This is a genomic window from Corynebacterium atrinae (genome assembly GCF_030408455.1).
In the GTDB taxonomy this organism is placed as follows: domain Bacteria; phylum Actinomycetota; class Actinomycetes; order Mycobacteriales; family Mycobacteriaceae; genus Corynebacterium; species Corynebacterium atrinae.
The window spans coordinates 486,900-503,053 of record NZ_CP046977.1; the positions used below are offsets into that span (position 1 = coordinate 486,900).

The following is a 16,154-nucleotide window of genomic DNA, read 5'->3' on the forward strand; positions in this document are numbered from 1 at the left end:
TGTCAGCCTAGCGGCGCATGATCTTCCGAGAGATCCAGTTGCCCAGCAGCTGAGCGATCTGGACGATGACCACGATGACGATGACAGCCACGTAGGTGACTTCCAGGTCGTAGTTGCGGTAACCGTAGACAATGGCGAAGTCACCGATACCGCCGCCGCCGACGTAGCCGGCCATGGCGGACATATCGACCACCGCGATGAAGATGAAGGTGTAGCCAAGGATGAGCGGTCCGAGCGCCTCCGGCAGGATCACCGTGGTGATGATCCGCAGCGGGCTGGCACCCATGGCGCGCGCGGCCTCGATGACACCGGGATCGATGGCGACGAGGTTTTGCTCCACGATGCGGGCCACCGCGAACGTCGCGGCGATGCACATGATGAACACGGCCGCCGAACGGCCAATGGTGGTACCCACTACCGACAGCGTCAGTGGCGCGAACATGGCGATCATGATGATGAACGGGATCGGGCGGATGAAGTTCACCAGCAGGTTGAGGACCCAATACACCGGCTTGTTCTGCAGCACCGCGCCCGAACGGGTGGTGTAGAGCAGCACGCCCACCAGCAGGCCGAGGAGGCCACCGACCACCATGGTCAGCGACACCATAATGAGCGTATCGACGATCGCCTCGAGGAAGGTACCGCCCAAACGGTCCCAGTTCGCGGCGAGAATGGTGGTGGTCATCGCTTGATCTCCTGGATATCGGTGGTGCGGGTGAGGTCGGTGTAAAAGCCCTCGATGGCCTCATCGGGTCCGGATAGGCGGACCGTCACCTTGCCAAAGGAGTGCTTCTGGAGCGTGGTCACGCCGCCGTGCACGATACCGATCCGGGCGCCACCCTCCCTGGCCCTCGCCGCGGCGGCGAAGAAGCCGGAATCCTCGGTGAGGTCGATGGTGAACAGGCGTCCGTCGTGAGCCAGGAGATCCTCCGCCTCCACCCGGTCCGGCGTGTTACGCAGGGAGGTGGAGACGAAGCGGGCGGCGACGTCGGTCTGCGGCTGCGAGAAGACCTCGTAGACGCTGCCATACTCGACGACTCGACCGTTCTCCATGACCGCGACCTTGTCGGCGATGTAGCGCACGACCTCCATCTCGTGGGTGATGACGACGATGGTGATGCCCAGCTCACGGTTGATCTCGCGCAGCAGGTTGAGCACGTCCTGGGTGGTCTCCGGGTCGAGAGCCGAGGTGGCCTCATCCGCCAGGAGCAGGCTGGGCTTGGTGGCCAGGGCGCGGGCAATGCCGACGCGCTGTTTCTGGCCGCCCGAGAGCTGCTCCGGGTAGGAACCGCCCCGGTCGCCCAGTCCGACGAAGTCGAGGAGCTCCGCCACGCGCTGCTTGCGCTCCGCCTTGGGCATGCCCGCCAGCTTGAGCGGGTACTCGATGTTGCCGGCGGCGGTGCGCGAGTGGAAGAGGTTGAACTGCTGGAAGATCATGCCGATGCCGCGGCGGATGGAGCGCAGCTTGGCCTCGGGGAGGCCGACGACATCGGTGCCGTCGAGAAGCAACTCGCCAGCGGTGGCATTATCCAGGCCGTTGATGAGGCGCACGAGGGTGGACTTGCCGGCGCCGGAATAGCCGATGACGCCGAGGATTTCGCCCGGCTCGACGGTGAGGGTGACGCCGTCGACGGCGCGGACTTCGGTCTTGTTCGGGGTGTGGAAGACCTTTTCGACGCCGCGGAACTCGATGCGCGTACCGCGACTAGTGGGTCGACTAGTGGGTGCTGTCACTTCTTTACAGCCCTTCATGATGGGGGAAACCCCGCCGCTGGAAAGACGACGGGGCAGGGATGGAGATACGAGCGTCTTAGTTGTTGGCTGCCAGACGGTCCATGATCTCGGCGAGCTGCGCGCGGTCACGATCGACGGCGACGGCAGTGTTGCCGGAGGTCTTCTGCACGGCCGCGGCAACAGCCGGGTCCTTCCACAGCTCGGCGAGGCGGTTGATCTTCTCATCGTCGGCCTTGGCGGCGGTGGTGACGAAGACGTTGATGTACGGCTCGGCCTGCTCCGTGGACGGGTCATCCTGGAAGATGGAGGACAGGGGATCGATGCCGGCGCGCTCGATGAAGGAGTTGTTGATGATCGCCGGGGAGCCCTCGTGGTATGAGGTCGGGGTCTGTGCGGCGTCCACCGGGGTGACGGTCACCTTGGAGGCGCCCTGATCGATGTCGGCGGGGGTCGGGTTGAGCAGACCCTCTTCCTTGAGGGTGATCAGCTCAGCCTGCACGAGCACGTTGATGGCGCGGCCCTGGTTGGTCGGGTCGTTGGGGATGGTGATGTTCTGGCCCTCAATGCCATCGAGGGAGTCATGGTCCTTCCAGTACAGGGCCAGCGGGTAGATCTCGGTGGCGGAGATCGGGACGAGGTCGTTGCCGGTGCCCTCGTTGTAGTTGTTCAAAAACAGCAGGTGCTGGAACTTATTGACATCGATCTGACCCTGGGCCAGGGCATCGTTCGGGGTGGTGAAGTCGGAGAAGTTGACGATCTCAACCTTGATGCCTTCCTCCTGGGCCAGGTCAGAGAAGACCTCCCACTCGCCCAAGCTGGCGTCGGTGGTACCAACGCGGATGGGGGCGTTGTCGGAACCGGAAGCCGAGTCGGAGCCGGAGTCGGACGAGGAGCAGGCGACGAGTCCGGTGGCAGCGATGACGGCTGCGGCGGCGCCCGCGAAAATGCGACGGAAGTTCATGTCGTTGAAGTCCTTACACAGTTGGGGTGGTGATAACGCTGATTGCACAACCTAGCACCGCCCGTACAGCTCTGTCTACTTTGAATTCAGCGGATAGGAGAGGGGGTTGGTACAGGCATTCGATTCCGCTATTTTTGTGGTATGCGATTCAACGGCGGCGCACCATTGAACTGGTCGCGGCTGGAGCGTATTCTCTCCGGCCGCGACGAGCCCACGCCGGTCCCCGTCGACCACCTGGGCACGGAGGCTCCCCGCCGCCCGGCTGGCCGCGCCCGCGTCCCCTTCGCCGAACTCCACGCCGTCTCTTCGTACAGCTTCCTCGGCGGGGCGAGCGAGCCGGAGGAGCTGGTGGCCCGCGCTGTCGAGCTTGGCCTGTCCGCCGTGGCATTGGTGGATAGAGATGGCTTCTACGGGGCAGTAAAATTCGCCGAGGCCGCTGCTGCGGTGAACCTGCCCACCGTCTTCGGGGCCGAGCTGACGATGGGGGATCGCATCCTCACCGTGTTGGCCCGCAGTCCCGAAGGCTACCGTCGTTTATCCCACCTGATCAGCGATGCGCACATGATCACCGGAGTGAAAGGCGAGGTGTCCTACCCTCCTCTGGAGGGCGTGGCCGATGCCCTCGATGGGCACGGCCTGGTGCTGCTCGGATGGGAATGGTCCGATGACATCGAGGCAGTGCTCGCCGCCTTTGGGTCGGAGAACGTGGTCCTGGAATACGCCGTCACCATGACCCCGGAAGACGCTGACCACCACGAACTCCTCGACCGCTGGAACAACCTCCGGGCGATAGCGACTGCGGTTCCGGCGGCTGCCACCCGGGCCCACTCCAGGCTGGCCGGGGCGAAACGCTCGTTGGCCCGTCGGCTCTCGCTTCCCGACGCCGAGCCGGACTTGCACCCCATGGGTGCGCCCTGGATGCGCTCGGGGGAACAGATGCTTCGCCTGCTCCCCGGGCGGGAGGCGCTGGTGGCGGAAACCCTCGCTGTGGCCCAGGAGTGCGCCTTCACCCTCGACCTCGTCGCCCCGGAGCTGCCGGACTTTCCCACCCCAGACGGGCACAGCGAGATGTCCTGGCTACGGGAGATGACGCGGGAGCGGGCGCAGCGCAGGTACGCCTCCCGCCCGGAAGAGATTCAGGAGCGGGCGCGGCGGCAGATCGATTATGAGTTGGACGTGATCGAGCAGCTGAACTTCCCCGGGTATTTCCTCATCGTCTCCGACCTCGTGGATTTCTGCCGCGACCGCAGTATCCTCTGTCAGGGGCGCGGCTCCTCGGCGAACTCGGCGGTGTGTTTCGCACTCGGCATCACCAACGCGGAACCCGTCAGCGCGGGGCTGTTATTCGAACGTTTTCTCTCACCCAACCGGGACGGCCCACCCGACATTGACATCGACATTGAATCGGGCAGGCGCGAGGAAGTCATCCAGTACGTTTATGAGCGCCACGGGCGGACCAAGGCGGCGCAGGTGGCCAACGTCATCACCTACCGGACCAAGGGGTCTGTTCGCGACGCCGCCCGCGCCCTCGGGTACCCGCAAGGCAGCGCTGATGCCTGGAGCAAGGGCACCGCCGAACCGCCACCGGAGGTACTGGAGCTGGCGGCCCAGTTCAAGGGGCAACCCCGGCACCTGGGCATCCACTCCGGCGGCATGGTCATCTGTGATCGTCCTATCGCCGACGTTGTCCCCGTCGAATGGGCCCGGATGGAAAAGCGCTCAGTCGTGCAATGGGATAAAGACGATTGCGCCTCCGTCGGCCTGGTCAAGTTCGACCTGCTTGGCCTGGGCATGCTCGAAGCCCTGCACCACATGATGGACCTCGTAGAAGAACAACGCGGCCGCCGCGTCAACCTGTGGGAGCTGGACCTGGCGGAACCGGAGGTCTACGACATGCTCTGCCGTGCCGACGCCGTCGGAGTCTTCCAGGTCGAATCCCGCGCGCAGCTGTCCACCCTCCCGCGGCTCAAACCCCGCTGCTTTTTCGACCTCGTCGTGGAGGTCGCACTCATCCGCCCCGGCCCCATCCAAGGCGGATCCGTCCACCCCTACCTGCGCCGCCGGGATGGCCTCGAAGAGATCACCTACGACCACCCCGTGCTGGAGAAATCCCTAGGAAAGACGCTGGGCATCCCGCTGTTCCAGGAACAGCTGATGCAAGTGGCTGTCGACGCCGCCGGTTTCAGCGGAGCCGAAGCCGACGAGTTGCGCCGCGCCATGGGCTCCAAGCGATCCCCGGAGCGGATGGCGGCGCTGCGCGATCGCTTCTTCCGGGGAGCGCACGAAACCAACGGCATCGATGGGGCCGTCGCGGAGAAACTCTGGAACAAGATCGTCGCGTTCGCCGCCTACGGCTTCCCTGAATCACATTCCCAATCCTTCGCCTCCCTGGTGTACTTCTCGGCGTGGTTCAAACACCACTACCCGGCGGAGTTCTGCGTTGGCCTGCTCCGCGCCCAGCCGATGGGCTTCTACTCCCCACAGTCGCTCATCCAGGACGCCCGCCGACACGGGGTGCAGGTACTGCCGGTGGATGTCAACGAATCCGGCGAGCACGCCCGGGTGGTGGACGGCCAGATCCGGGTGGGCCTCAACCTCATCAACGGCGTGAAGGAAGCCGCTGCGCGCATCGAAGCCGCCGCCCCCTTCACCAGCATCCCGGACCTGTCGCGCCGGGCCGATCTCACGGTGGCACACGTCGAAGCCCTGGCACGGGCCGGGGCCTTGGACTGCTTTGGCATCGACCGCCGGCAAGCATTGTGGGAGGCCGGAATTGCGGCGACCGAACGGGAAGGAATGCTGCCGGGGCTCTCGGCCATCGAAGCCCCGGCGTTGCCCGGGATGAGTTCGCTGGAGCTCCTGGTTGCCGATGTCAGCAGCACCGGGGTGACCCCGCAGACGCAGCCGATGGCGATGGTGCGCGATCAGCTAGCCGAGGCGGGCATCCTCCGGGCCTGTGACCTGCGCAGCGTGCCGGATGGCACGCGGGTACGCATCGCGGGCGTGGTCACGCATCGACAGCGACCACAGACCGCCTCGGGACTGACGTTTTTAGGCATGGAAGATGAGACCGGGTTGATGAACGTCATGGTCTCGGTGGGGCTGTGGAAGCGGCAACGCGTAGTCGCGCGGACCTCGAAGGTGCTGGTGGTGCGCGGAATTGTGCAAAACGCGACCGGGGCGACGAGTGTTGTGGCGGACCGGCTGGAGCCCCTGGCGATCGGGGAGTGGTTTAGCCGAGGTTCGCGGGACTTCCGCTAGAGCCGATCGCGAATCAGCTCAATGGCCATGAGGATCGCGGAGGCGATGACGGTCAGCGTGGCCCAGGTGACCAGGAAGAAGAGGATGCTGAAAATGTTCAGCGGCATATCCTGGGTCACCAGTGTGGAGATGAATGCGATGACGACAGCGATCGTCGCCCCCGTGGGGATCTTGGCCAGAAAGTACTCGAACGCGGTCACGGGAGATCATTGTAGTTAAGGGATCGTTAAGGTGAGAGGTATGAATCCCGTTTCTCCCAAGCTGGTAACTGCCCGATATCTCAGCCGATTGCCCTGGATTGCTGTGCTGGGGATCGGTTTTGCCGTCGCCGCCTGGTTGCTGAGCCCGTGGCTGTGGATCGGGACTGGGATTTTTGTGGCGTTCTTTCTCTGGCAGTTGTGGCTCATCCCCGCTCAGGTCAAGCTGTTGGGTTGGCAGGAGACGGAGGATGAGCTGCTGATCACGAAGGGCAAGTTGTGGCACACCTTTACCGTCGTGCCTTATGGCCGCATTCAGTTTGTCGACGTCACCGCGGGACCCATTGATCGTCCGTTAGGCATGAAGACCCTGGAGCTGCACACGGCATCGGCCACCTCTGATTCTTCGGTCGAGGGGTTGCCCGCCGAGGTGGCGGATGCCTTGCGCGATCGCCTGGCCATCAAGGCCCGAGAGAGGATGAGCGGCCTGTGAACGAGGAGTTCCGTCACGTTCATCGCCTGACTCCGCTGCTGCGGTTTTGGACGGTCATCCTGGCTGCCATCGCCGTCGCGGCCGTCAATATCAACGCGACCATACTTGGCATCGCCTACGGGTGGCTGACTGATGGGAACGTCTTGCCCATTCTCCTCGGGGTCGCCGGTTTTATCGCTCTGTGCGGGATCATCTGGCTCGTGTCGCAGGTGTGGTGGAAGGCCACCGGGTTCCGGCTCACCGATGAGGAGATTTCTCTGAAGAAGGGCGTGCTGAGCCGCCAGTTGCGTACTGCTCGCTATGACCGGATCCAGGCTGTCGACGTCGTCGAATCGGTTATCGCGCGGATCTTCGGTCTCGCGTCGGTCCGAGTGGAGACCGCGGGTGGCAGCGATTCCGTCATTGAGATCGCCTTCCTGCCCCGCGCCGAAGCGGAGGAACTGCGGGTGGAGGTGCTGGCTAGGGCCAAGGGTGAGGTAGCGGTTCAGGAGGAGGTCGTGGAGGTCGGCGCGCCCCTCATCCCCGAAATCCCCATCGCCCGCTCGCTGGCCGGTGCCGCTCTCCAGGGCTCGCTGATCGGCGCGGTCGCCGTCATCATCGGTTTCCTCCTCAGTCCGCTGACCTGGGCCGCCTCCGTGCCGATCATCATCGGTATCTTCCCCACGGTGTGGGGCCAGATCGACCGCAGCTGGAAGTTCACCGCCTTCCTCGACGGCGACACCCTCAACCTCTCCTACGGTCTGGCCGATCGCCGCCGCCAATCCATCCCGCTCCACCGCATCCACGGCGTGACAGTCCATCAGCCGATCCTGTGGCGCTTCTTCGGCTGGTGGTACGTCAAGGTGTCCGTCGCCGGCTACGGCGTGGATACCAAGCAGGAATCGAGCAGCACTTTGCTGCCCGTCGGTTCCCGCGAGCAGGCCGTCGCCCTCTTGGCACTGGTCAGTCCGCTTGATCCGGAACGGATCGAGGCCTCCGCCCGCCCGGAGGGCGCCACCACGCCGACGTTTACGTCGCCGCCTTCTGCCCGGTGGGTGTCACCCATCGACCTGCAGCAACAAGCTGTCACTGTGCTTATCGACGCCGTCGTGGTCCACAGCGGGCGCCTCGCCCGCCGAGTCAAGGTCGTCGCCCCCGCCCACATCCAGGAATTGTCGCTCACCCGCGGCCCGCTGCAGCAGGCCCTTGGCCTGTGCACCGTCCGCTTCGACCTCGTTCCCGGCCCCGTCATGATGGCCGGTGAAGACCTCACCCCGGAGGATGGCCGGACGCTCGTGGATACCCTGCGCCAGCGCAAGCTCCCTACACCCCGCCAGGAAACCCCAGCTGACGCCATGCTTCATACGTCGCCACCGCCGCCGAGTTCGACAGATTCATCGACCGACGCCCCGGAAGCATGGGAATCCGCACCTCACCAGTAATCCGGGGATGAGCTAGATGTTCGGCGGGGAGCCCGGTGGGCTCCGTGCCGAACAGCAACGCATCACCCTCCTGGTAGTCGATCGCCGTGTGCCACGTGCTTGACGTGGTGGTGAAGGCGAAGATGCGGGAGGAGGGGAGCGTCGATAAGCAGCTGTCAAGGTCCGGATGGACCGTGACATCCGCCAAATCGTGATAGTCCAACCCTGCGCGGCGAAGATTCTTCTCCGTGAGATCGAATCCCAGGGGTTCCACCAAATGCAGGTGTGCCCCGGTGCCCGCGCACATGCGAATCGCGTTGCCCGTATTCGGGGGAATGACGGGATTATCGAAGATGACGTGCAGGATGGGCATGCCCATGAGTCTAGGATGGGGTGCGTGACTGCGACGAAACTTGATGGACAGCTCTATCGCGACGAGATCTTTGCCGGCCTGACCAAGCGCGTGGCCGCCCTCAAAGAGAAGGGAATCGTGCCGGGCCTGGCGACCGTGCTCGTGGGCGACGACCCCGCCTCCCACTCCTATGTGAAGATGAAGCACCGCGATTGCGAACAAATCGGTGTGAATTCCATCCGCAAGGACCTGCCCGAGGACATCACGCAGGAAGAGCTGCTGGCCGTCATCGACGAGCTCAACAATGATCCCGCCTGCACGGGCTACATCGTCCAGCTCCCGCTGCCGAAGCACCTCGATGAAAACGCCGTGCTCGCCGCCATCGACCCCGACAAGGACGCCGATGGCCTGCACCCGATGAACCTGGGCAAGCTCGTGCTCAACGAAGCCGCGCCGCTGCCGTGCACCCCGAACGGTGCCATCCACCTGCTCAAGCGTTACGACGTCGAGCTCAACGGCGCCAAGGTCGTCGTCATCGGCCGCGGGGTCACCGTCGGCCGCCCCATCGGGCTCATGCTCACCCGCCGCTCCGAAAACTCCACCGTCACCCTGTGTCACACCGGCACGAAGGATCTTGCCGCAGAAACGCGGGAGGCCGATGTCATCGTCGCTGCCGCCGGCGTCCCCCACATGCTCACCGCCGACATGGTCAAACCAGGTGCCGCCATCCTCGACGTCGGCGTCTCCCGCCTCGACGGCAAACTCGCCGGTGATGTCCACCCCGACGTGTGGGAGGTAGCTGGTTTCGTCTCCCCGAACCCCGGTGGTGTCGGCCCCCTGACCCGCGCGTTCCTCGTGCGCAACGTCGTCGAGAGGGCGGAACTACTCGCCGGTGAATAATCCGATGGGAGCCCTCGACAACCCCCACGACCTGGACCTACCCCCCTCCCGCATCCCCCGCGTGGTGCAGTGGGCGGGCATGATCCTCTTCGTCGTGGGGGTCATCGTCGCTTCCGTATTCGCCGCCACCGAACACTGGCGCCGAGCCACGTTCGTCCTCGGCGCCTCCATGCTGTGGCTGGCCCTGTTGCGCCTGACCTGCGACTCCCGCGTCCTCGGAGTATTCGCGGTCCGCTCCCGGCGTTTCGACGCCTTCTTTTGCCTCCTCATCGGCGGAACCATGGCCTTCCTATCGGCCTCAGTCGATGCGCTGGAATCCTAATTGCCTAAATGAGTACCTCAGGTTGGCCAGAAAAGGAACTGCTGAGGAGGGGGTCGGGGAGGATTAACAGTGCCGAGTAACTCTTGTGACCAAGAATAAAGCACGCTAGTGTCATTTATGTCATCTGTGCCAGGTATGGCAAGTGCTTCAGTGGCGACCCCCATAATGTGAAGAGTCGCAAAAAGGAGTGGAAATGCAGACTTTGCCGACTTCCGCCCTTACTTCTGAAGATCTCGATGAGATTCAAGCCTTCGCGAAGTCCGATGTGTCCTCCAGTGTTCGTGACCTGTTGCTCAGCTTGGTGGCATCTATCCGCGAGGATGAAGACATCATTGCCGTAGGCGAGGATGGGTCAGTCACACCAAACCAAGCTGCCAAAAAGCTCGGGATGAGCCGTACTCACCTGTACAAGCTTCTTGACCGTGGGGATATTGACTTCTACTCTGTCGGGCGCGTTCGGCGCATTCGGATGCGTGACCTGTTGGAATTCGAGAAGCAACGTGATAGCGACCGACGTGATCTTGCGGAACGATTTGCGCGTCAAAGTGAGACCTCTGCCGGTGCGGACGAAGAAATCGCGAGACTCCTATAGATGCGAATCTGGGTAGTTCTTCGTTGCCCATCTTGTTTTGCAGAATTCGACCCAAGTTGATGGTGGTTCGTTGTGTGATCGACGGCGGACAGTCTCCCCCGGAGATCGTATGACCAGCACCACCACTGGAGCGTCAAACTCTCACATACCACCAGGCCTTCAATTCTTAGCGGGTAGCAAAGTAGTGGGCTCTCCGGGATGTGATCATCACAAGCAGCCGTTCTTGCTCAATTAGTCGAAATGACAGAAATCTAAAAATAGTTGATACTGCGCATAAGGAAGCAAGTAACATCACATAAAAGATGTAAGCGTTGCAACGCCTCGCAGAACCTTTAGTGCAGCCATATCCGTGTCGCGTCATGCCGCCCGGTCCGTACTGATTTCACATCAAGAGTCGTAGGGCTCGTCACTTATCAAAAGGGCAGGAAAACTCATGACTAGCGAGGAACCACAGTACGAGCTCACTGAGATCAAGGCGATCAGGGGTGGCGAGGCAAAGGCGATCAAGAGTAAGCAGCAGGAAGGTTGGGAATTGGTTTCCCAGGAGCAGGGGCGACTGCGATCCACGTTGGTCTTCCGCCGCCCAAAACCAAAGACATCCTGGCGTCTGTGGGCTGCGCTCGGCGGCATGGCCGTAGTGTTGCTAGCCATTGCCTTGATCATGGGGGTGATGGGGGAAGGCGATAGTAATAAGCCCAACAACGAATCCGGTTCTGCTTCGAGTTCAGCGGTAGCTATCCCTCAGCCCGAAGAAGAACCTCTTGCCCCTGAACCCGTTGAGATTATCACCGTTGAAGACAATGCAGATTTCGCTCAGTTGCTGCAAGTGCGGGACTACTGCAGTGAAACGGTGTCCGATTTTGCTTCCAAGTACGCAGGAAGGACCATTGCATTTGACGGGTACATCGGCGCGTTGAACAATCATGACGACTACAAAACTCGCTATGACATCCTGATAAATGCAGGGGACTACGATGAGTCGTCCTTCAGTGGGCCAGAGTTTCAATTCCGAGATGTGAACATCGTCTCAGATTTGAAGCTTACTGGACCCAATATCCCGGACACCTTGGCTGTCAAGGACGCACTTCGCGTCACCGCGGAGGTGAAAGAGTATGAAGAAAAGTCTTGTCTCCTCCTACTTGAGCCCGTGACCACCGAATTTCGCTAGCCCACACCGTTTTAGATGATGTAGCCATCCTCGTGTTCTTCCTCGGTGAGGACGCTGAGGATGAGGAAGCGGCGAAGGATTCGATCCATTTGTCGGAACTCGGCGAGGAAGGCATCGTGGCCGACGGGGGAGACGATCCGGGCGATTCCTAGAAGGTTGCCGATGTTGCGGGAGAGGTGTTCCTGCTGGTGGTAGGGGTAGAGGATGTCGGTGTCGACGCCGACGATCATCGTGGGGACGGTGCACGAGGCGAGTGCTTTGTTGAGGCCTCCTCGCCCGCGGCCGATGTCGTGGCGGTTCATTGCTTCACTGAGGGTGACGTAGCTGCCGGCGTCGAAGCGCTCGACGAGTTTTTGGCCCTGGTATTGCAGGTAGCTATCTACTCCGAAGCGTTGGGAGGGATCGCGGTAGGGGCCCAGGGGGTTTTCGTCGGGTTGTGGGCGGGCGCCGAAGCGCTCTTCGAGTTCCTGTTCGCCGCGGTAGGTCAGGTGGGCGATGCGGCGAGCGGCGGCGAGGCCAGCATCGGGGGAGGTGCCCGTCTCGTAGAAGTCGCCGCCGTGCCAGTGCGGGTCGCGGACGATGGCGGAGATCTGGGCGGATTGGATGCCGATCTGCCAGGCGCTGGCGCGGGCGGAGACCGCCATGACGCAGGCGGTGTCAAGCATCTCGGGGAACATCAACGCCCATTCAAGGGTGCGGGCACCGCCCATGGAGCCGCCGAGGACGGCGTGGACTCGGGTGATGTTGAGGGCGTCGAGAAGCATCTTTTCTGCCGTGACCTGGTCGCGGATGCTGATGGCGGGGAAGCGCGACCCCCAGCGACCACCGTCGGGGTGCGGCGATCCGGGGCCGGTGGAGCCTTGACAGCCGCCGATGACGTTGGTGCAGATGATGCACCAGGCATCAGTGTCCAGGGCCTTTCCCGGGCCAAGCAGCGGGCCCCACCAGTCGGCGACGTTGGTGTCGCCGGTGAGGGCGTGCTCGACGAGGATGAGGTTGTTAGTGTCGTCGTCGTTGATGCGCAGCGTGCCCCATTGCTGGTAGGCGATGGTGACATCAGGGATGAGCGCACCGGCTTCCGTGGGGAGATCGCCGATGGTGACCTGGTGAAGGGTCACGAGCTTACCGCCTGGAAACCGCGCTCGAGGTCGGCGAGGATGTCATCGATGTTTTCGATGCCCACGGACAGGCGCACGGTGGCCTGGCTGACTCCGGCGCGCTTGAGCCCGGCGGCGTCGGATTGGGAGTGGGTGGTGGTCGCGGGGTGGACGACGAGGGAGCGGACGTCGCCGACGTTGGCGAGGTTGGAGTGCAGCTTGAGGGCGTCGATGAACGCCCAGGCGCGGGTGTGGTCATCAGTCGGGCCGGTGAGGTCGAAGCTGAGCACCGAGCCGGTGTGGGTGAGGCCGAGCTTTTCCTTGACTGCGAACCACGGGGAGGTTTCCAGGCCGGCGTAGTTGACCGAGGCGACCTGCGGGTGAGTGGACAAGAACTTTGCGACGGCCGCGGCGTTGCTGTTGTGGCGCTCCACCCGGAGAGAGAGGGTGTCTAGACCCTGCAGGGTCGTCCACGCATTGAAGGCGGACAGGGCCGCGCCGGTGTCGCGCAGCAAGCCCACCCGGGCCTTGAGGCCGAACGCGGCCGGGCCGAGATCCACGTAGCGGAGTCCGTGGTAGGCGGGGTCCGGGGTAGTGAACTGCTCGAATGTGGACCAGTCGAAGGTGCCGCCGTCGATGAGGATGCCACCGAGGGCGGAGCCGTTGCCGGTGTAGAACTTGGTCAAGGAGGCGACGACGATGTCGGCACCGAGCTCCAGCGGGCGGACCAGGGCCGCGGTGGCCAGGGTGTTGTCGACGATGAGCGGAACTTGGTTGGCGTGGGCCACCTCCGCGACGGCCGGGATATCGAGGACGTCGGCGATGGGGTTGCCAAAGGTCTCGGCGAAGAATGCGCGGGTATTCGGGCGGACGGCGGCCTGCCAGGAGGCTGGATCGTCGGGATTCTCTACAAAGCTGACCTCGATGCCCAGGCGCTTGAGCGTGACCTGGAAGAGGGTCTCTGTGCCGCCGTAGAGGCGAGGGGAGGCCACGATGTGGTCGCCCGCACCTGCGAGGTTAAGGATCGCGGCGGTCTCCGCGGCCTGGCCGGACGCGAACGCCACAGCGTGCACACCGCCTTCGAGGGACGCCAAGCGGTTTTCCAAGGCCTCCACCGTCGGGTTGGTGAGGCGGGAATACACCGGGCCGAGGTCTTCTAGGGCGAAACGCTGCTTGGCGTGCTCGGCGGATTCGAAGACATAAGAGGAGGTGAGGTGGATCGGCTGGTTGCGTGAACGGTTATCGGCGTCCAGCGTGGATCCGGCGTGGATAGCCCGGGTATCAAATGCCCACTCGGCGGCTTGGGTGTTGTCGTACTTGGTCATGGTGTGCTTCCTTCGGGTTGGTTGCAATCACCCTACGCGGCAAACAAACCGAGCTGTCTAGAATTCTCGGAAACGCCCAGGCCACCGTATGAATAAAAAAGGCGCCCCGAAGGGCGCCTTTCTTGGTGTGATTTACTTCAGGCCGTCAATGATCTCATTGAACTTCGAGGACGGGCGCATGACATCACTCGTCTTCTCATCGTTGGGCTGGTAGTAGCCACCCAGGTCAACGGGCTGACCTTGGTTGTCGATCAGTTCCTGGTCAATGACTGCAGCGTCGGCGGCGAGGGCGGTAGCGATCGGGCCGAAGGCCTCCGCGAGTGCGGCGTCCTCGGTCTGCGCGGCCAGCTCCTCGGCCCAGTAGGAAGCCAGGTAGAAGTGGGAACCGCGGTTATCAATCTCGCCGACCTTGCGGGACGGGGACTTGCCCTCGTTGAGGAGCTTCTCCGTGGCCTTGTCCAGGGCGTCGGCCAGAATGGCGGCCTGGGCGTTGTCCTCGGTGCGGGCGACGTGGCGCAGGGACTCAGCCAGGGCGAGGAACTCGCCGAGGGAATCCCAGCGCAAGTGGTTTTCTTCCTGCACCTGCTGGACGTGCTTCGGGGCGGAGCCACCGGCACCAGTCTCGAAGAGGCCACCACCGGCCATGAGCGGCACGACGGAGAGCATCTTGGCGGAGGTACCCAGCTCGAGGATGGGGAAGAGGTCGGTGTTGTAATCGCGCAGCACGTTGCCGGTGACGGAGATGGTGTCCTCGCCGCGGCGGATGCGCTCGATGGACACCTTGGTGGCCTCCTCCGGGGAGAGGATTTGGATGTCCAAGCCCTCGGTGTCGTGGTCGCCGAGGTACTTCTCCACCAGGGAGATGAGGTTGCGGTCGTGCGCGCGGGCGGGGTCCAGCCAGAAGATGGCGGGCATGCCGGAGATGCGGGCGCGGTCGACGGCGAGCTTGACCCAGTCCTGGATCGGGGCGTCCTTGGTCTGGCAGGCGCGCCAGATGTCACCGGCAGAAACCTCGTGCTCGATGAGAACATCACCGGCGGCGTTGAGGACCTGGACGGTGCCATCGGTCTCGATCTTGAAGGTCTTGTCGTGCGAGCCGTACTCCTCGGCCTTCTGCGCCATGAGTCCGACGTTGGGGACAGTGCCCATGGTGGTCGGGTCGAAGGCGCCGTTGGCCTTGCAGTCCTCGATGACTGCCTGGTACACGCCGGCGTAGGAGGAATCGGGGATGACCGCGAGGGTGTCCTGCTCCTGATCGTCCTTGTTCCACATGTGGCCGGAGGTGCGGATCATGGCGGGCATGGAGGCGTCGACGATGACATCGGAGGGAACATGCAGGTTGGTGATGCCCTTGTGGGAGTTGACCATGGCCAGCGCGGGACCGGCGGCCAGAGCGGCGTCGAACGCGGCGCGGATCTCGGCGCCGTTTTCCAGGCTGTCGAGGCCGGAGTAAATGGCACCGAGGCCGTTCTCGCCGTTGAGACCGGCGGCGAGGAGCTCATCGCCGTACTTATCAAAGACGTCGGCGAAGAAGGTGCGGACGACGTAGCCGAAGATGATGGGGTCGGAGACCTTCATCATCGTGGCCTTGAGGTGCACGGAGAAGAGCACGCCTTCTTCCTTGGCGCGGGCGACCTGCTCGTTGAGGAACTGCTGCAGCGATGCAGCGCGCATGACGGTGCCATCGACGACCTCACCGGCGAGGACGTCGAGGTCCTCGCGGAGCTTGGTGGTGTTACCGGCGGCGTCGACCAGCTGGAACGTCAGGGTGTCGGCGGCCGGCATGATGACGGACTTCTCGTTGTGGCGGAAGTCATCGGCGTCCATGGTGGCGACGTTGGTCTTGGAATCGGCGGACCAGGTGCCCATGCGGTGCGGGTGCTTCTTGACGAAGTTCTTCACTGCCTCCGGCGCGCGGCGGTCAGAGTTGCCCTCACGCAGGACGGGGTTGACGGCGGAACCCTTGACGGCGTCGTAGCGCTTGCGGACATCCTTGTCCTCATCCGTGGTCGGGTTGTCCGGGTAATCCGGCAGATCATAGCCCTGGGCCTGCAGCTCGGCGATCGCGGCCTTGAGCTGCGGGACCGACGCGGAGATGTTCGGAAGCTTGATAATGTTGGCTTCCGGAGTCTTGGCCAGCTCGCCCAGCTCGACCAGCGCGTCATCGATGCGCTGTTCATCGGTCAGGCGATTGGGGAACTGGGCGATAATGCGTCCGGCGAGGGAAATGTCGCGGGTTTCTACCTCGACACCAGCGGTGCCGACGAAAGCCTCCACCACCGGCTTGAACGAGTAGGTCGCCAGCAGCGGTGCCTCGTCGGTACGGGTCCAGATGATCTTTGCCATGAGTCT

The 16,154-nt window shown here is 63.3% G+C and carries 15 protein-coding genes; 7 read left to right on the forward strand and 8 right to left on the reverse strand.

Going from position 1 to position 16,154, the window contains the following annotated elements; all coding sequences use genetic code 11:
- Positions 1 to 7: 7 nt before the first annotated feature.
- The 3 genes from CATRI_RS02490 to CATRI_RS02500 all read right to left on the reverse strand — a co-directional run bounded on the left by CATRI_RS02490 (position 8) and on the right by CATRI_RS02500 (position 2,695).
- Positions 8 to 685 carry a methionine ABC transporter permease gene (locus tag CATRI_RS02490; protein ID WP_290219396.1) on the reverse strand — a complete coding sequence of 226 codons (678 nt, stop codon included), beginning with the start codon at positions 683 to 685 and terminating at the stop codon, positions 8 to 10.
- A complete protein-coding gene (locus CATRI_RS02495; protein ID WP_290219397.1) occupies positions 682 to 1,734 on the reverse strand; it encodes a methionine ABC transporter ATP-binding protein in 1,053 nt (350 codons plus the stop codon). The genes CATRI_RS02490 and CATRI_RS02495 overlap by 4 nt, the downstream gene beginning before the upstream one ends.
- Positions 1,735 to 1,810: 76 nt before the next feature.
- On the reverse strand, positions 1,811 to 2,695 hold the full coding sequence (locus tag CATRI_RS02500; protein WP_290219400.1) for a MetQ/NlpA family ABC transporter substrate-binding protein: 885 nt from the start codon (positions 2,693 to 2,695) through the stop codon (positions 1,811 to 1,813).
- Positions 2,696 to 2,836: 141 nt separating this feature from the next.
- Between CATRI_RS02500 and CATRI_RS02505 the strand changes: the two genes are divergently transcribed.
- The gene (locus CATRI_RS02505; RefSeq protein WP_290219402.1) at positions 2,837 to 5,956 is read left to right on the forward strand and encodes an error-prone DNA polymerase; all 3,120 of its coding nucleotides are present in this window, start codon (positions 2,837 to 2,839) and stop codon (positions 5,954 to 5,956) included.
- Here the strand turns inward: CATRI_RS02505 and CATRI_RS02510 are convergent.
- A complete protein-coding gene (locus CATRI_RS02510) occupies positions 5,953 to 6,156 on the reverse strand; it encodes a hypothetical protein (RefSeq protein ID WP_047252408.1) in 204 nt (67 codons plus the stop codon). The two genes, CATRI_RS02505 and CATRI_RS02510, sit on opposite strands and share 4 nt — an antisense overlap.
- A gap of 40 nt (positions 6,157 to 6,196) precedes the next feature.
- Here CATRI_RS02510 and CATRI_RS02515 point away from each other — a divergent pair, with 40 nt between their 5' ends.
- Positions 6,197 to 6,646 (forward strand): PH domain-containing protein, encoded by a 450-nt coding sequence (locus CATRI_RS02515; protein ID WP_290219406.1) that lies wholly within the window; start codon positions 6,197 to 6,199, stop codon positions 6,644 to 6,646.
- A complete protein-coding gene (locus CATRI_RS02520) occupies positions 6,643 to 8,067 on the forward strand; it encodes a PH domain-containing protein (protein ID WP_290219408.1) in 1,425 nt (474 codons plus the stop codon). The genes CATRI_RS02515 and CATRI_RS02520 overlap by 4 nt, the downstream gene beginning before the upstream one ends.
- Here the strand turns inward: CATRI_RS02520 and CATRI_RS02525 are convergent.
- Positions 7,949 to 8,419, reverse strand: coding sequence for a tRNA (cytidine(34)-2'-O)-methyltransferase (locus CATRI_RS02525; protein WP_290219410.1), 471 nt, complete (start codon positions 8,417 to 8,419; stop codon positions 7,949 to 7,951). The genes CATRI_RS02520 and CATRI_RS02525 overlap by 119 nt on opposite strands.
- Before the next feature lie 24 nt (positions 8,420 to 8,443).
- Between CATRI_RS02525 and CATRI_RS02530 the strand changes: the two genes are divergently transcribed.
- The 4 genes from CATRI_RS02530 to CATRI_RS02545 all read left to right on the forward strand — a co-directional run bounded on the left by CATRI_RS02530 (position 8,444) and on the right by CATRI_RS02545 (position 11,380).
- Entirely contained in the window at positions 8,444 to 9,298 is an 855-nt protein-coding gene (locus tag CATRI_RS02530; RefSeq protein WP_290219412.1) for a bifunctional methylenetetrahydrofolate dehydrogenase/methenyltetrahydrofolate cyclohydrolase, read from the forward strand.
- A 4-nt stretch (positions 9,299 to 9,302) separates the two neighbouring features.
- Positions 9,303 to 9,620: a DUF3017 domain-containing protein gene (locus CATRI_RS02535; RefSeq protein ID WP_290220920.1), complete on the forward strand. Its 318-nt coding sequence runs from the start codon at positions 9,303 to 9,305 to the stop codon at positions 9,618 to 9,620.
- A gap of 193 nt (positions 9,621 to 9,813) precedes the next feature.
- Positions 9,814 to 10,212, forward strand: a complete 399-nt coding sequence (locus CATRI_RS02540; protein ID WP_290219414.1) for a helix-turn-helix domain-containing protein — start codon at positions 9,814 to 9,816, stop codon at positions 10,210 to 10,212.
- A gap of 433 nt (positions 10,213 to 10,645) precedes the next feature.
- A complete protein-coding gene (locus tag CATRI_RS02545) occupies positions 10,646 to 11,380 on the forward strand; it encodes a DUF4839 domain-containing protein (RefSeq protein ID WP_290219416.1) in 735 nt (244 codons plus the stop codon).
- 11 nt (positions 11,381 to 11,391) lie between these two features.
- Here the strand turns inward: CATRI_RS02545 and metX are convergent, their stop codons facing one another.
- The 3 genes from metX to CATRI_RS02560 all read right to left on the reverse strand — a co-directional run bounded on the left by metX (position 11,392) and on the right by CATRI_RS02560 (position 16,148).
- Positions 11,392 to 12,498, reverse strand: coding sequence for a homoserine O-acetyltransferase MetX (gene metX / locus CATRI_RS02550; protein ID WP_290219418.1), 1,107 nt, complete (start codon positions 12,496 to 12,498; stop codon positions 11,392 to 11,394).
- Positions 12,495 to 13,802, reverse strand: a complete 1,308-nt coding sequence (locus tag CATRI_RS02555) for an O-acetylhomoserine/O-acetylserine sulfhydrylase (protein WP_290219421.1) — start codon at positions 13,800 to 13,802, stop codon at positions 12,495 to 12,497. Before CATRI_RS02555 ends, metX begins: the two co-directional genes overlap by 4 nt.
- Before the next feature lie 132 nt (positions 13,803 to 13,934).
- A complete protein-coding gene (locus tag CATRI_RS02560) occupies positions 13,935 to 16,148 on the reverse strand; it encodes an NADP-dependent isocitrate dehydrogenase (protein ID WP_290220922.1) in 2,214 nt (737 codons plus the stop codon).
- Between the last annotated feature and the right edge of the window lie 6 nt (positions 16,149 to 16,154).

Coding starts and splice junctions, on each gene's coding strand:
- CATRI_RS02490 (WP_290219396.1), bottom strand. CDS start 685: ATGACCACCACCATTCTCGCCGCGAACTGGGACCGTTTGGGCGGTACC.
- CATRI_RS02500 (WP_290219400.1), bottom strand. CDS start 2,695: ATGAACTTCCGTCGCATTTTCGCGGGCGCCGCCGCAGCCGTCATCGCT.
- CATRI_RS02505 (WP_290219402.1), top strand. CDS start 2,837: ATGCGATTCAACGGCGGCGCACCATTGAACTGGTCGCGGCTGGAGCGT.
- CATRI_RS02515 (WP_290219406.1), top strand. CDS start 6,197: ATGAATCCCGTTTCTCCCAAGCTGGTAACTGCCCGATATCTCAGCCGA.
- CATRI_RS02525 (WP_290219410.1), bottom strand. CDS start 8,419: ATGCCCATCCTGCACGTCATCTTCGATAATCCCGTCATTCCCCCGAAT.
- CATRI_RS02535 (WP_290220920.1), top strand. CDS start 9,303: ATGGGAGCCCTCGACAACCCCCACGACCTGGACCTACCCCCCTCCCGC.
- CATRI_RS02540 (WP_290219414.1), top strand. CDS start 9,814: ATGCAGACTTTGCCGACTTCCGCCCTTACTTCTGAAGATCTCGATGAG.
- CATRI_RS02545 (WP_290219416.1), top strand. CDS start 10,646: ATGACTAGCGAGGAACCACAGTACGAGCTCACTGAGATCAAGGCGATC.
- CATRI_RS02555 (WP_290219421.1), bottom strand. CDS start 13,802: ATGACCAAGTACGACAACACCCAAGCCGCCGAGTGGGCATTTGATACC.
- CATRI_RS02560 (WP_290220922.1), bottom strand. CDS start 16,148: ATGGCAAAGATCATCTGGACCCGTACCGACGAGGCACCGCTGCTGGCG.